This window comes from Streptomyces coryli (genome assembly GCF_011044975.1).
GTDB classification, from domain to species: Bacteria; Actinomycetota; Actinomycetes; order Streptomycetales; family Streptomycetaceae; genus Streptomyces; species Streptomyces coryli.
This window is the reverse complement of sequence record NZ_JAAKZV010000081.1, coordinates 1-12,808: the sequence shown is the minus strand read 5'-3', so window position 1 is coordinate 12,808 and position 12,808 is coordinate 1. Positions and strand designations below refer to the sequence as shown.

Annotated in this window: 10 protein-coding genes and 1 pseudogene; 4 read left to right on the top strand and 7 right to left on the bottom strand. The window is 73.7% G+C overall.

Translation table 11 applies throughout. From position 1 onward, the window contains the following. Positions 1 to 43: 43 nt before the first annotated feature. Positions 44 to 2,080, top strand: a complete 2,037-nt coding sequence (locus G5C51_RS19280; protein ID WP_165239014.1) for a GTP-binding protein — start codon at positions 44 to 46, stop codon at positions 2,078 to 2,080. Positions 2,081 to 2,104: 24 nt separating this feature from the next. Here the strand turns inward: G5C51_RS19280 and G5C51_RS19275 are convergent, their stop codons facing one another. After that, positions 2,105 to 3,055 (bottom strand): FAD-dependent oxidoreductase, encoded by a 951-nt coding sequence (locus G5C51_RS19275; protein WP_206314049.1) that lies wholly within the window; start codon positions 3,053 to 3,055, stop codon positions 2,105 to 2,107. A 30-nt stretch (positions 3,056 to 3,085) separates the two neighbouring features. Here G5C51_RS19275 and G5C51_RS19270 point away from each other — a divergent pair, with 30 nt between their 5' ends. Both G5C51_RS19270 and G5C51_RS19265 read left to right on the top strand, forming a co-directional pair. Further along, positions 3,086 to 4,150, top strand: a complete 1,065-nt coding sequence (locus G5C51_RS19270; RefSeq protein ID WP_165239012.1) for an oxidoreductase — start codon at positions 3,086 to 3,088, stop codon at positions 4,148 to 4,150. A 192-nt stretch (positions 4,151 to 4,342) separates the two neighbouring features. Then, positions 4,343 to 5,527, top strand: a complete 1,185-nt coding sequence (locus G5C51_RS19265) for an acyl-CoA dehydrogenase family protein (RefSeq protein WP_165239010.1) — start codon at positions 4,343 to 4,345, stop codon at positions 5,525 to 5,527. Here the strand turns inward: G5C51_RS19265 and G5C51_RS19260 are convergent. The 5 genes and pseudogenes from G5C51_RS19260 to G5C51_RS19240 form a co-directional block, all read right to left on the bottom strand. Continuing rightward, on the bottom strand, positions 5,524 to 6,093 hold the full coding sequence (locus G5C51_RS19260; protein WP_165239008.1) for a GAF domain-containing protein: 570 nt from the start codon (positions 6,091 to 6,093) through the stop codon (positions 5,524 to 5,526). The two genes, G5C51_RS19265 and G5C51_RS19260, sit on opposite strands and share 4 nt — an antisense overlap. Continuing rightward, positions 6,090 to 6,692 carry a GTP-binding protein gene (locus G5C51_RS19255; RefSeq protein WP_165239006.1) on the bottom strand — a complete coding sequence of 201 codons (603 nt, stop codon included), beginning with the start codon at positions 6,690 to 6,692 and terminating at the stop codon, positions 6,090 to 6,092. The genes G5C51_RS19260 and G5C51_RS19255 overlap by 4 nt, the downstream gene beginning before the upstream one ends. Continuing rightward, entirely contained in the window at positions 6,670 to 7,044 is a 375-nt protein-coding gene (locus G5C51_RS19250) for a DUF742 domain-containing protein (protein ID WP_165239004.1), read from the bottom strand. The genes G5C51_RS19255 and G5C51_RS19250 overlap by 23 nt, the downstream gene beginning before the upstream one ends. A gap of 2 nt (positions 7,045 to 7,046) precedes the next feature. Further along, complete coding sequence (locus G5C51_RS19245) at positions 7,047 to 7,481, bottom strand: roadblock/LC7 domain-containing protein (protein WP_165239003.1); 435 nt, start codon at positions 7,479 to 7,481, stop codon at positions 7,047 to 7,049. A 47-nt stretch (positions 7,482 to 7,528) separates the two neighbouring features. Continuing rightward, positions 7,529 to 9,043 (bottom strand): annotated as a pseudogene (locus tag G5C51_RS19240) (sensor histidine kinase); the annotation flags it as partial. Between the two features lie 238 nt (positions 9,044 to 9,281). Between G5C51_RS19240 and G5C51_RS43785 the strand changes: the two are divergent. Further along, positions 9,282 to 11,393 (top strand): NB-ARC domain-containing protein, encoded by a 2,112-nt coding sequence (locus G5C51_RS43785; protein ID WP_165238999.1) that lies wholly within the window; start codon positions 9,282 to 9,284, stop codon positions 11,391 to 11,393. 64 nt (positions 11,394 to 11,457) lie between these two features. On the opposite strand, the gene G5C51_RS19230 is transcribed toward G5C51_RS43785, so the two are convergent. Beyond that, the coding region (locus G5C51_RS19230; protein WP_165238997.1) for a translation initiation factor 2 at positions 11,458 to 12,808 on the bottom strand (1,351 nt) is incomplete at its 5' end.

Genomic DNA, 12,808 nt, shown 5'->3' with positions numbered 1-12,808 from the left:
CCTCAGCTGGAAACGTCGCCTATCCCCAAGGACATGACACTCCGTGTACTCACGGCACCCGTTCAAAGGGCTCAACCTCGGAATCCTGGCGCATGTAGACGCCGGCAAGACCACCCTCACCGAGCGGCTGCTGCACGCCGCCGGCGTCATCGACCAGCCCGGCAGCGTCGACGACGGCAGCACGCAGACCGACTCCCTGGCGCTGGAGCGCGCCCGCGGCATCACCATCAAGTCCGCCGTCGTCTCCTTCGCCCTGGACGACCTCACCGTCAACCTCATCGACACCCCCGGCCACCCCGACTTCATCGCCGAGGTGGAGCGGGTGCTCAGCGTGCTCGACGGCGTGGTGCTCGTCGTCTCGGCCGTCGAGGGCGTGCAGGCGCAGACCCGGGTGCTGATGCGCACGCTGAAGCGGCTGCGCATCCCCACCCTGATCTTCGTCAACAAGATCGACCGCGGCGGCGCCAGTTACGACGGCACCCTGCGCGGCATCGCCGAGCGGCTCTCGCCCGCGATCGTCCCGATGGGCACCGCCGCCGCGCTCGGCACCCGCGACGCCCGCTTCACCGCGTACGGGCCCGGGCAGGCGGAATTCACCGACCGGCTGGTCGAGGTGCTCGCCGACCGCGACGACGCGCTGCTCGCCTCGTACGTCAACGCCGCCGCCGGCGTCCCGTACGACCGGCTGCGCCGCGCCCTCGCCGAGCAGACCGAGCGCGCGCTCGTGCACCCGGTCTACTTCGGCTCCGCCGCCACCGGCGACGGCGTCCCGGAGCTGACCGCCGGCATCCGCGAGCTGCTGCCCGCGGCCACTGGCGACCCCGAAGGGCCGCCCGCGGGCGAGGTGTTCAAGGTGGAGCGCGGCCCGGCCGGCGAGAAGATCGCATACGTGCGGATGCGCGCGGGCACCCTGCGCACCCGCGAGGTGGTGCGCTTCGGCCGCGCCCGCAACGGCGTCCGGCAGGAGGCCAAGGTCACCGCGATCAGCGTCTTCGACCAGGGCGCCACGGAGCCGGGCCGCAGCGTGTCCGCCGGCCGCATCGCCAAGGTCCACGGCCTGCCCGGCATCCGCATCGGCGACACCGTCGGCGACGCCACCGGCCCTGCGGACGCCGGCGGCCACTTCGCGCCGCCCACGCTGGAGACCGTCGTGGTCCCCGCGGACCCGTCGGACAAGGTGGCCCTGCACGCCGCCCTCACCCTTCTCGCCGAAGGCGACCCGCTGATCAACCTGCGCCAGGACGACCTGCGCCAGGAGATCTCCGTATCCCTCTACGGCGAGGTCCAGAAGGAGGTCATCCAGGCCACCCTCGCCGACGACTTCGGCCTCGATGTCGGCTTCCGCGAGACCACCACCATCAACATCGAGCGGCTCGCGGGCAGCGGTTCCGCGGTGGAGTTCAAGGAGGACGACGACACGAGCCAGTTCATGGCCACCGTCGGGCTGCGCGTCGATCCGGCGCCGCCCGGCAGCGGCGTGGACTTCCGGCTGGAGGTGGAGCTCGGCTCGATGCCGTACGCCTTCTTCAAGGCGGTGGAGGAGACCGTGCGCGAGACGCTGGCGCAGGGGCTGCACGGCTGGGAAGTGCCGGACGTGACGGTCACGATGACGCACTCCGGCTACTTCCCGCGGCAGAGCCACGCCCACGCCACCTTCGACAAGGCCATGTCGTCCACGGCCGGCGACTTCCGCAACCTCACCCCGCTGGTGCTGATGGCGGCGCTGCGGGAGGCCGGCACGGTGGTGCACGAGCCGCTGCACCGCTTCCACCTGGAGGTGCCCGCCGACACCCTCGGCGCGGTCCTCTCGGCGCTCTCCCGGCATCGCGCCGTGCCGCTGACCACCACGGACCGCGGCGGCGCGTACGAACTCGAGGGCGACATCCCGGCGGCGCAGGTGCACGCCCTGGAGCAGCAACTCCCGGGCCTGACCCGGGGCGAGGGCATGCTCGACGCGGCCTTCGACCACTACGCGCCGGTCACGGGCGCGCCGCCCACCAGGGCGCGTACGGGCCTGAACCCCCTCGACCGGAAGGAGTACCGGCTGCGGGTGGTGCGGCGCGGGCTGAGCCAGGTGTGACGTAACCCGGGGGAGGCCGCCGGGTCAGACCACCAGCCCGGCCGCCTCCTCCGCGCACCCCCAGGCCACCGTGACACCGGCGCCGCCGTGGCCGTAGTTGTGCACGCACAGCCGGCCGTCGTCGAGCCGCTCGGTCTCCAGGCGGACGCTGGGGCGCCACGGGCGCAGCCCCACCCGGTGGCCGAGGATGCGGGCGTCGCGGACCGCCGGGATGTGTTCGGCGGCGCGGTCGACGATGGCGCGCGCGGTGGCGGGGTCGGGCTCGAGGCCCCACTCCCCGTCGCGCGCGGTGCCGCCGAGCACCAGGCCGTACGGCTGCGGGAACGCGTAGACCGTCTCCGCCGCCGACCAGTCCGAGCCCACGAACCACTCCGTCACCCCGGGCACGTCCACCAGCACCAACTGGCCCTGGATGGGCCGCATCTGCTCGTCCCCGGCCAGCTCGCGGGCGCCGAGTCCGGAGCAGTGCACGACGGTGGCCGCCGGGACGTCCGCGAGTGAGCGCACCTCGTGCGCCTCCACGCGCCCGCCCGCCGCCTCGAGACGCCCGCGCAGATACCGCAGATACGCGGGCATATCGATCAGCGGCACCCGCGTCCGGAGCCCCGCGTCGTACCCCTTGGGCAGCTCCTCCGGCGCCAGCGTCCGCAGCTCGCTCTCGTCGAACTTGTCGGCCCACGACCCGAGATCGCTCCTGCGCACGCCCGCCTGGACCCCGGACACCATCCGCACGCCGGTCGCCGCCGGGTCCGCCGCGAGCTCCGCGTAGACGTCGTACGAGCGCAGCGCCCAGTCCGACACCTTCGCCATCGGCTCGATCCGGTACGGCCACCACAGCCCGCCCGACACCGCGGAGGTGGACCGCTCGGCCGGGTCCCGGGTCCACACCGCCACCCGCCGCCCGGTCTCCGCGAGCCGCACCGCGGTGGTCAGCCCGATGACGCCGCTGCCGATGACGATCACATCATGTTCCATGGGCAGCAGTCTGCGGGAATACTCCAGAGCATGTCAGCCGCGGAACATCCGGAACGGACCGTCGACTACGTCACATTCGCCCTCGCCCCCGCCACCAGAGCCGGAGCCGTGCTGCCGCGCGGCGCGCTGCAGTCGCACCGCGACTTCCTCGACTACATCGTCGGCGGCCGCCCGCTGCTGCAGCTCCTCGACGACGTGGACGCGGTCTCGCCGCTCGCCGCCGACCTCGGCCCGTCGATCTTCGCGGCGCATGTGCGCAGGCTGCTGCTGGAGGAGACGCCCGCGCTCCCGGTGACCGACGGCCGGCAGGTGCTCTACGGCTGCCCCGAATGCGAGGACCTGGCCTGCGGCGCGGTGACCGCGGTGGTGGAGCGGTCCGGCGACGACTTCATATGGCGTGACCTCGTCTGGCAGACGGACGAGCGGGCGGACCCGGGGCTCAACGGCTATCCGGGCATCGGCCCGTTCCGCTTCCGCGGCGCCGACTACCGGGCCGCGCTGGAGGGCGTGCTGGCGGTCCCGCCCGCCGGGGAGCGCCGCCGGGTGCTGCTGCTCGGCAAGCGCGCCGCCGTGCTGAATCGATTGGCCAGCGCGCTCCGCCAGGTCGGCATCGGCGCCGAGATCACCGCGGACATCACCGGCGCGGACGCCGCCGAACTGCGCACCTACGGCGCGGTCGCCTTCGGCCGCGCGGTGCCGGACGAGCAGCGCGCGGCGGTACGGGCCGCCTTCGCGGCGGCGGACGCGGACGCGGCCTTCGTCACCGGCCTGGCGCCCGTCATCCCGGTGCTGGTCGCGCAGATAGAGGAGGCGCTGGACCGCACGCCGGCGGAGCGGCGCAGGCTCACCGGCCTGGCGACCCGGGACGGCGAGGTGGCCTTCCGCCTGCTGGAGCCGACGGCGGTGCAGCTCACCGCGTACCGCCTGGACCGGCTCTACCGCACCCGCACCGAGCCGCTGCTCGACGACCTGCTGGAGGCGGGCGAGCACCGGTGCGCGCTGGACGCGAAGACCGCCCGGGGCGAGTCCTTCGTGGTGGCCCGTACGGCGAGCGGAGTTCAGGTCCTACCGGCAGGCGGCGGTCGCGCGCTTTGACGCGCCCCCCGCGCGCGCTGCTACGCCATATGTCGCAAGATCTTTGCCCTTGGCATGTGACTGCCAGGGGGGTGAGGGGAATGCCCGGGAGGTGGACTGGCCGGGCGGTCCGGTCGGGACGGGGCCACTGCTGAGGTTCAACCCTGCCCGTCGACCCCCGCGAGCAGGGCGGTAACGCACAGGAGGCTCGCGATGGACGGCTACGTCATCAGTCGGCTCCACCACCAACTCCGCACTCACGTCCGCGGGTTCGCCGAACGGCAGATCAAGCCGCGGATACCGGTCATGGAGGCCACCCGCGCCGTACAGCACGACCTGTCGCGCCTGATCGCCCGGCAGGGCTGGATCGGCGTCACCATCGCCAGGGAACACGGCGGCATGGCCGCGGGGCATCTCGCTAAGACCATCATCATCGAGGAGCTGTCCCGGGTGAGCGCCGCTATGGGCGCCATGGTGCAGGCGTCGCAGCTCGGCGTCGCGAAGATCATCCACTTCGGCAGCGAGGCGCAGCAGAAGACCTGGCTGCCCGCGGTGGCCGCGGGCGACTGCCTGCCGACCATCGCCGTCACCGAGCCGGACTCCGGCGGCCACGTCCTCGGCATGACGGCGACCGCGCACCGCGACGGGGACGACTACCTCCTCAACGGCCGCAAGGTGTACGTCGGCAACAGCCATGTGGGCGACCTGCACGGCGTGGTCGTACGCACCGGGCCCGGCTCCAAGGGCCTCACCGCCTTCCTCGTGGAGGCCGACCGGCCCGGCTTCTCGCTCGGCGAGGAGCGCGACACGATGGGCCTGCACGGCTTCAGCTTCGGCGAGCTGCGCTTCGACGACTGCCGCGTCCCCGCGGGCAACCGCCTCGGCGAGGAGGGCGAAGGGCTCGCGGTCGCGTATTCCTCCAGCGTCCTGTACGGCCGCGCCAACCTCACCGCCGTATCGCTCGGCATCCACCAGGCGCTGCTGGAGGAGACCACCCGCTTCTGCGCCGAGCGGCAGCGCTACGGCAAGCCGCTGCACGAGCTGTCCAACATCAAGCTGAAGCTCGGCCAGATGCAGTCCCGCCTGATGCTGGCGCGGCTCGCCGCCTATCACGCGGTGCACCTGCTCGACCAGGGCGCGTCCTGCGACGCGGAGCTGATGAACGCGAAGCTGGTGAACGTCGAGTCGGCCCTGGACTCGGCGCGCAACGCGATGGAGATCCACGCGGCGGCGGGCCTGTTCACGGACCGCCCAATCGAGCGCTTTCTGCGCGACGCGCACCACATTTTCGCGCCCGCGGGCACGTCGGACATCCAGCTGCTGCGGCTCGCGGAAGTGGCCCTCGGCTCCGCGAAGGGCAGCTGGTCGGAGCGCCTTTCCGGCCTCGTCCGCGCCTAGCGCCCGAGCTCGCCGTCCTCCCTGCGGTGGATCTGCTCGATCAGCTCGGCCGCGAGCGACTTGATCGTCTCGAGCCCCGCCCGCCCCCACGGGCGGGGTTCGGTGTCGACCACGCAGATCGTGCCCAGCGCCATGCCCGTACGGTCGATGAGCGGGGCCCCGAGGTACGAGCGGATGCCGATCTCGTCGACCACCGGATTGCCCGCGAACCGCGGATAGTCGCAGACGTCCTCCAGGACCAGCGCCTTGCGCCGCACCACGACGTGCGGGCAGTACCCGTGGTCGCGGTCCATGTACCGGCTCACGCCGCCTTCCTGCGCCCCGGCCTCCGTACCCGCGTGGCTGCCCTGCGGCGTGTGCAGGCCTGCGAAGAACTGCCGGTGCTCGTCGATGAAGTTGACCATCGAGAAGGGCGCCCCGGTGACCCGGGCGAGCCGGTCCGCGAACGCGTCGAAGGCCGGGTCGGGCCGCTCACCGAGGCCGAGCCGGCGCAGCCGCTGCACCCGGTCAGGCGCCTCCGTGTCGACAGGGGTCAGCAGCAGATGCCCGGTCGGGTCGTACGTCATGTGGTCGCTCCGTGGCTCGGTGCGGGCGTGTGGAAGAGCAGATGCTGGACGAGGGTCACCAGCGCGTGGATGCCGGAGCTGCACAGCCGCGCGTCGCACAGCACCACCGGCACCTCCGGCTTCACGTCGATGGCGGCGCGCACCTCGTCCGGCTCGTAACGGAAGCCGCCGTCGAACTCGTTGACCGCGACGACGAACCGGATCCCGCGCCGCTCGAAGAAGTCGACTGCGGAGAAGCAGTCCTGCAGCCGCCGGGTGTCGGCGAGCACGACGGCGCCCAGCGCCCCGTCGGACAGCTCGTCCCACATGAACCAGAACCGCTCCTGCCCCGGCGTGCCGAACAGATAGAGGACGTGCCGCGCGTCGAGGGTGAGCCGCCCGAAGTCCATGGCCACGGTCGTGGTGGTCTTGTCCGCGACGCCGTCCAGGCTGTCGGTGTCCGCGCCGGCGGTGGTGAGCAGCTCCTCGGTGCACAGCGGGTCGATCTCGCTGACCGCGCCCACGAACGTCGTCTTGCCCACCCCGAAGCCGCCCGCCACCAGGATCTTCACCGCGTCCGGGAAGGCCGGGCGGACGTCAGAGCCGTCGTCGCAATCCATCGAGCACCGCCTCCAGCAGTGACCGGTCGGTGGGGTTGTAGCGGAAGGCCGGGGCCCGCGCGGTGAGCGCTCCCCAGTCGACGAGATCGGACAGGACCACCTTGGTCACCACGGCGGGCAGCCGCAGTTGGGCCGCGATCTCGGCGACCGAGGTGGGACCGCCACCGCACAGGCCGAGGGCCTGGCTGTGCTCCGGGCCCAGCTGGCCCGCGGGCGGCGTGCCCGTGGGCATCACCAGCGAGAGCAGGTCGAGCGGGGCCGTCGGCCTGGTCCTGCCGTTGCTCACCGTGTACGGGCGGATCAGCCGGCCGGCGGCGTCGTCGAGCCACGGCCCGTCCTGCGGGGCCGCCACGGTCAGGGCCTCGTCGCCGTCGTCGGCGCGCCCGCCTGCCGCGCGGGCGTCACCAGATACGGCCGGACGCTCTTCACCAGCATCCCCATCTCGTAGCCGAGCACGGCCGCGTCGGCGCCGCGGTCGGCGAGCACGGCCAGGCAGGCCCCGGAGCCCGCCGTGGAGACGAACAGCAGGGTGTGCGCCAGCTCGACCACCACCTGACGCACGTCACCACCGTCGCCGAACCGGGCGCCGGCGCTTCTGCCGAGCGAGTACAGGCCGGAGGCGAGCGCCGCCATGTGATCGGCGCTGTCCTGGTCGAGCCCGTGGACCGACTTGACCAGTCCGTCGGAGGACAGCAGGACCGCGCTGCGGGTGTGCGGCACGCGCTGCACCAGGCCGCCGAGCAGCCAGTCGAGGTCGGAAGCCTTTCCGGTCGGCACTTCGCTCGGCATCAGGGATCGACTCCTTGGGGTGGTACGGGTGTGTGCTTGCGGGGTCACTCGGACTCGGCGCGGTCGATGCCGCGCTGGAACGCGGCCATCAGGCCCGGATCGTGGACCACGTCGTCGTCGCTGTCCTCGGGGTGGCCGGCGCGCGGCGCGGGCGCGTCCCGGAGCTGCGGCATCAGGTGCTCCTGGGCGCGGCGCTGGGGGAGTTGCGGGCGGCCGTCGGTGGCGCGGGCCGCGTCGGCCGGCGCTTGCCGCGGCACGTGGGCGACCCGGGTGTGGGTGGCGGTGTGCAGGGTCAGGGCGGCCGCTTCGGTACGGGGGTGGGGCACGGCGGCCGCGGTGGCGGCGACCTGTTCACGCGGCTGCTCGGGCGCCGCGGGCGCCGTGTCCGCCGCGGTCGGCGCGTCGTCCCCGAGCAGTCCCCGCGGCAGCACGATGACCGCCTGGACGCCGCCGTAGATATTGGTCTGCAGCCGCACCGCGATGCCGTGCCGCCGGGACAGCGCGGAGACCACGAAGAGTCCGATACGGCCGTCCGAGAGCAGGTCCGCGACATCCACCTGGTCGGGGTCGGCGAGCAGGCCGTTGAGCTTGTTCTGCTCGGCGACGGGCATGCCGAGGCCGCGGTCCTCCACCTCGATCGCCAGCCCTGCGGTGACATGGCTGGCGCGCAGCAGCACCTGGGTGTTGGGGGCGGAGAACACCGAGGCGTTCTCGACGAGTTCGGCGAGCAGGTGGATGACGTCGGCGACGGCGTGGCCGCGGAGCGTGCTGTCGATCGGCGGCACCAGCTTGACCCGCGAATACTGCTCGACCTCGGCGATGGAGGAGCGCACCACCTCGGTCAGGGTGACCGGGTTGGACCACTGGCGGCGCGATATCGCCCCGCCGAGCACCGCCAGGTTCTCGGCGTGCCGCCGGATCCGGGTCGCGAGGTGGTCGACGTGGAAGAGGCCCTTGAGCAGCTCGGGGTCCTCGACCTCGTTCTCCAGCTCGTCGAGCAACTGGATCTCGCGGTGCACGAGGGACTGCAGCCGGCGCGCGAGGTTCACGAAGACCTCGACCTTCTGCTCGCTGCCCGCGCCGGCCCGGTCCGGGATCTGCGCGGCGTGCACGACGGCGCTGAAGGCCATCTCATGCGCCCGCTCCAACTCCTGGGCGACCAGCGCGAAGTCATCACGCTGCGCGCCCGCGGGCGCCGTGTCCGCCGGCCGGCGCTGCGGTGCGCCCTCACCCCGGCGCAGCCGCTCCACCAGATCGTGCAGTTCCGCCTGGCTGCGCCCGATGCTGTGGCTGAGACCGGCGAGTCGCTCCTGTACGGACCGCGCCTGCCGGTCGGCGGCCACGGCGGCGATGCCGACCGCCAGCACGGCGGCCACGGCGGCGCCCGCGAGCACGGCCCACGCCGCCCGCGAGGGTGCGATGCCCGACGACCACAGCACGAACAGCACGGCGCCCGCCGCGCATATCGTCACGAAGGTGGCCGGGAGGACCGCGGCGTACCGCAGCTGACGGCGTAACCGGGGGAGACTCGCCCTGCCATGGCGTCGACGGAGGTGAGACATCTGCGTCCTCGGGTGGCTCGGTGTGCGGCTGCGCCTCGCAGCGAGTGACGGGGCCACACAGTAGCCACCAACTCCTCATGTGCAGTGGGCAATTGACAAAGCCCACCCACCGGCATCGCGCTCTGCCATGATGGCGCACAGAATCAACCAAATTGCAGGTCGGACAGGTGTTCCCGAGTCGGCAAGCGCGTGCGAAGAGGAGCTGCGCAACGGCCGTGTCGCGGCCTAGGGTTGGCGCGTGGCGGAGGAGACGGCGGGCGGGCGCAGCGTCCACAACGCGATCAGCGGGGACGCACACATCACGGGGAACGTCTTCCAGGCGGACCACATCACCCAGGTGATCCATCAGCGGCAACCGGCCCCGGTCCCACGCCAGTTACCTCCGGAGCAGTCCGGCCTGGTCGACCGCAGCGCGGAACTCGACGCCCTGCTGGCCGCCCGCACCCCGGCGGCAGGCCCGGAGCGTCCGGCAGTGCTCGTACTCTCCGGACCCAGCGGCATCGGCAAGAGCGCCCTGGCGCACCGCATTGGACACCACCTCGCGCATGAGTACCCGGACGGCACGCTCTACGAGAACCTCGGGTTCCTGCACGGCGGCGTCCGCCCGGCCGTCTCCGACGTGCTCGGCCGGATGATCGGGGCGCTCACCGATGGCGAGTCGGTACGCATGGAGACGCCCGACGCGCGCGCGGGCCAGTACCGCTCGCTGACGTACGGCAAGCGGCTGATCGTGGTGCTCGACGATGTCGACCAGGCGGATACGGTGGAACAGCTGCTGCCCGCCTCCGCCGCAGGGCTGGTCATCGTCACCAGCCACTTCCGGCTGCACGACCTGGAGCACCGGGACGCGGGGCACGTACACCTCGACCCGCTCGCGGACGAGCACGCGGCGGAGCTGCTGAGCGCGCTGGCCGGCCCCGGCCGGCTGGCCTCGGATCCCGGCGCGGTGGCGGAACTCTCCCGCTACTGCGCGGGGTTGCCCATGGCGTTACGAGTGGCGGGGACCCGGCTGCGCAGCAGGCAGCGGCTGAGTGTGGCCCGGCTGGTACGGACGCTGGACGCGGAGGGGGTGCCCGTGGTGGAGGCGGTGTGGGACGCGGCCTACCGGGAGCTTCCGCCCGAGTCCACCCTGCTGTACCGGCTGCTGCCCCTGCACCCGGCCGGCCAGGTGTCCGCGGCCGCGGCGGCCGCGCTGCTCGGACGGGGGCCGGACGCGGCGGACGATGCGCTGGACGATCTCGTACGGGCGGGACTGCTGATGACGACGGCGGAGCCGGACCGCTATGCGCTGCACGACCTGCTGCGCCGGCACGCGGACCGGCGGGCGCGGGCCGACGGGGCGGACGGCGAGGCGCAGGGCGGGAGCGAGCGGCTGGTGCGGTGGTATCGCCGCCAGGCGGAGCGGGCGGACCGCCTCTCGGAAGGGCCGAGCCGACTGCGGCTGGCGGAGCCGGTGGGGGACCTGGCGTACGCGCCGGACGTGGATTTCGAGGACTCCAGGCCGAACCCGGAGCGCGCGGCGGACGCGGACCGTGCGGCGAAGGAAGGCGCGCGGACATGGCTGCGGCGGGAACGCGCGGCGCTGCGCGGGTGTGTGCGGCTGGCGTACGAGACGGGCCTGGTAGGCGAGGCCTGGGCACTGTGCGAGCCGCTGTGGCCGGCCTACATGGGCGAGCGCGACCACGCCGCGGCGCGGGTCGCCTTCGAGTACGGCGTGCGTGACGCCGAGCGCGCGGAAGACCTCGCCGCCCAGGCCCGGATGCGCAGCCAGCTGGCGCGGCCGCTGTGGGAGCTCGGGCGGCTGGACGAGGCGGACGAGCTGATGCGCCGGGCGGTGGCGGCAGCGAGGGCGAGTGGGCACCGGAAGGTGACGGCGTCCGCGCTGGAGTTCCACGGCAAGGTGCTGCTCGCGCGCGATGACGTGGCGGCGGCGAAGGAGCGCTTCGCGGAATCGCTGCGGCTGCACGAAGAGCTGGGAAATGCGTACGGGATGCTGCTGCAGCGGCATCACCTGGGGCAGGTGGCGCTGATGGAGGGAGACTTGGCGCGGGCGGGCGAGCTGCTGGAGCGGGCACATGACGAAGCGCGGGGCCTCGGCAAGGACCGCATGGTCGGCCGCACCGCGGCGGAGTTGGGGCGGGTGCGGCAGGCGCAGGGCGGGACGGAGCAGGCCGGGCGGCTGTACGGGCTGGCGCTGGAGATCGCGCACGACCGGGGAGAGGCGGCGGACGCGGCGGTCGTGCTGGAGCGGCTGGCGGCGCTGGCCCGCGAGATGGGTGCGGCCGAGGCAGCGGCCGCGTATGAGGCGGCGGCGCGGGAGATCTACGAGCGGTCCGGGGTGAGCCGGTAGCGCTGAACGGTTGTCCCGCGGCAGCGGCCGCATCGGTGCCGCGGGATCGCCTCCGCAGCACGGCTCAGATCTCCTCCGCCAGCGCCGTCTCACCGGCCTCGGTGACCCGCACCCGCACCGCGGCGTCGCCCAACTCCACCCGAAGCGTCACCGGGAAGCGGCGGGTCCCCTGTGCCACGGCCAGCCAGGCGTGCACGGCCGAGAGTGCCGCGGTCGGGTCCGGCCAGTGCACGGGCGCCGCGGGGTGCGGCGCGTCCGGCCCGATCCGTATCTCCAGCGCCGGTCCGGCGCTGTGGCGGAGCACCGCTCGGGCGCGATCCAGCACGACGGCCGCGGCCCGCTGCCCGGGATGCGCGGCGAGCGCGTGCGCGCACCACGCGCCTGCCTGCCACACCGTGCGCGGACCTGGCCGCTGCGGGGCGGCCGCGTGCCCACGCCGGAAGAGCAGCCCGGCGCTCTCCACCTCGCCCGGCGCTGCCGCGTCCGCGTCGGCCGCGAGGTGTGCGCCTGGCACGGCGTCCGGGCCGGGCGTGGTGCGCGGGAGCGGGGCAGGCACCCCGTCGTGCGCGGATACCTGATCCGGGGTGCGGGTGAGCGACACGGTGTCCCCGCTCACGGCCGTCACCACCCGGAACGCGCCGACCTGCGCGACCTCGGCGCGGGGGAGGGGCAGCAGCGCAGGGCGCGGAGCACCCCCCGGCGGACGCAGGTCGAGCAACTCGTACAGCCACTCCCGCAGCAGCTCCAGCGCCCGTCCACGTGCCGCGAACGCACCCTCCGCGGCCTGGGCGGCGGCGCTCGCCGGACCCCGATCGCTCTCGGCGTTCCGGCCGCCCGCGACCGCCGCCGCCAGTTGCCGCTCGTAGCCCTCCGCCTCCGCCAAGCGCGACACGGCAGTGAGCAGCGCGGCCATCGGCGAGTCCGGCGCCAGCTCGCCCCCGCCGTCGTACGCCCCGAGCACCGGCCGCTCCAGAGCCGCCGCGTACAGCGCGGTCGACCCGTGGTCGGTGACCACCGCGTCGGCCGCCACCAGCGCCGCGCCCCACTCCTCGTACGGATCGGGGAGCAGCAGGCCGGCGCGCAGCGGCTCCGCCAGGAGCTGGCGGGTCATGCCGAGGCGGCCCAGGTCGGCGTACCAGTTGGGGTGCGCGATGAGGGCGAGCTGCCACTCGTCGCAGGGCAGTTCGGCGAGGAGTCGCTCCACGATGTGCGGCCGGCGGGCGAGCAGGGACTCGCGACCCCACGTGGACGTCACCGCGAGCAGGCGGCGGCCGCCCGTATCCCAGCGGTCGCGATACGCCTCGCGCCGGCCTCGCGAGGCGAGCAGGCGGTCCAGCGTCGGGTCGCCGACGACGCGGGTGCGGGCGGCGGCCGCGGCCGGGAGGCGGTGTCGCTGGTGGGGGTGGGCGATGGCG

Excerpts from the sequence above, each read along its gene's own strand:
- G5C51_RS19275 (WP_206314049.1), bottom strand. The coding sequence starts at position 3,055 with ATGGAACATGATGTGATCGTCATCGGCAGCGGCGTCATCGGGCTGACC.
- G5C51_RS19270 (WP_165239012.1), top strand. The coding sequence starts at position 3,086 with ATGTCAGCCGCGGAACATCCGGAACGGACCGTCGACTACGTCACATTC.
- G5C51_RS19265 (WP_165239010.1), top strand. The coding sequence starts at position 4,343 with ATGGACGGCTACGTCATCAGTCGGCTCCACCACCAACTCCGCACTCAC.
- G5C51_RS19260 (WP_165239008.1), bottom strand. The coding sequence starts at position 6,093 with ATGACGTACGACCCGACCGGGCATCTGCTGCTGACCCCTGTCGACACG.
- G5C51_RS19255 (WP_165239006.1), bottom strand. The coding sequence starts at position 6,692 with ATGGATTGCGACGACGGCTCTGACGTCCGCCCGGCCTTCCCGGACGCG.
- G5C51_RS19245 (WP_165239003.1), bottom strand. The coding sequence starts at position 7,481 with ATGCCGAGCGAAGTGCCGACCGGAAAGGCTTCCGACCTCGACTGGCTG.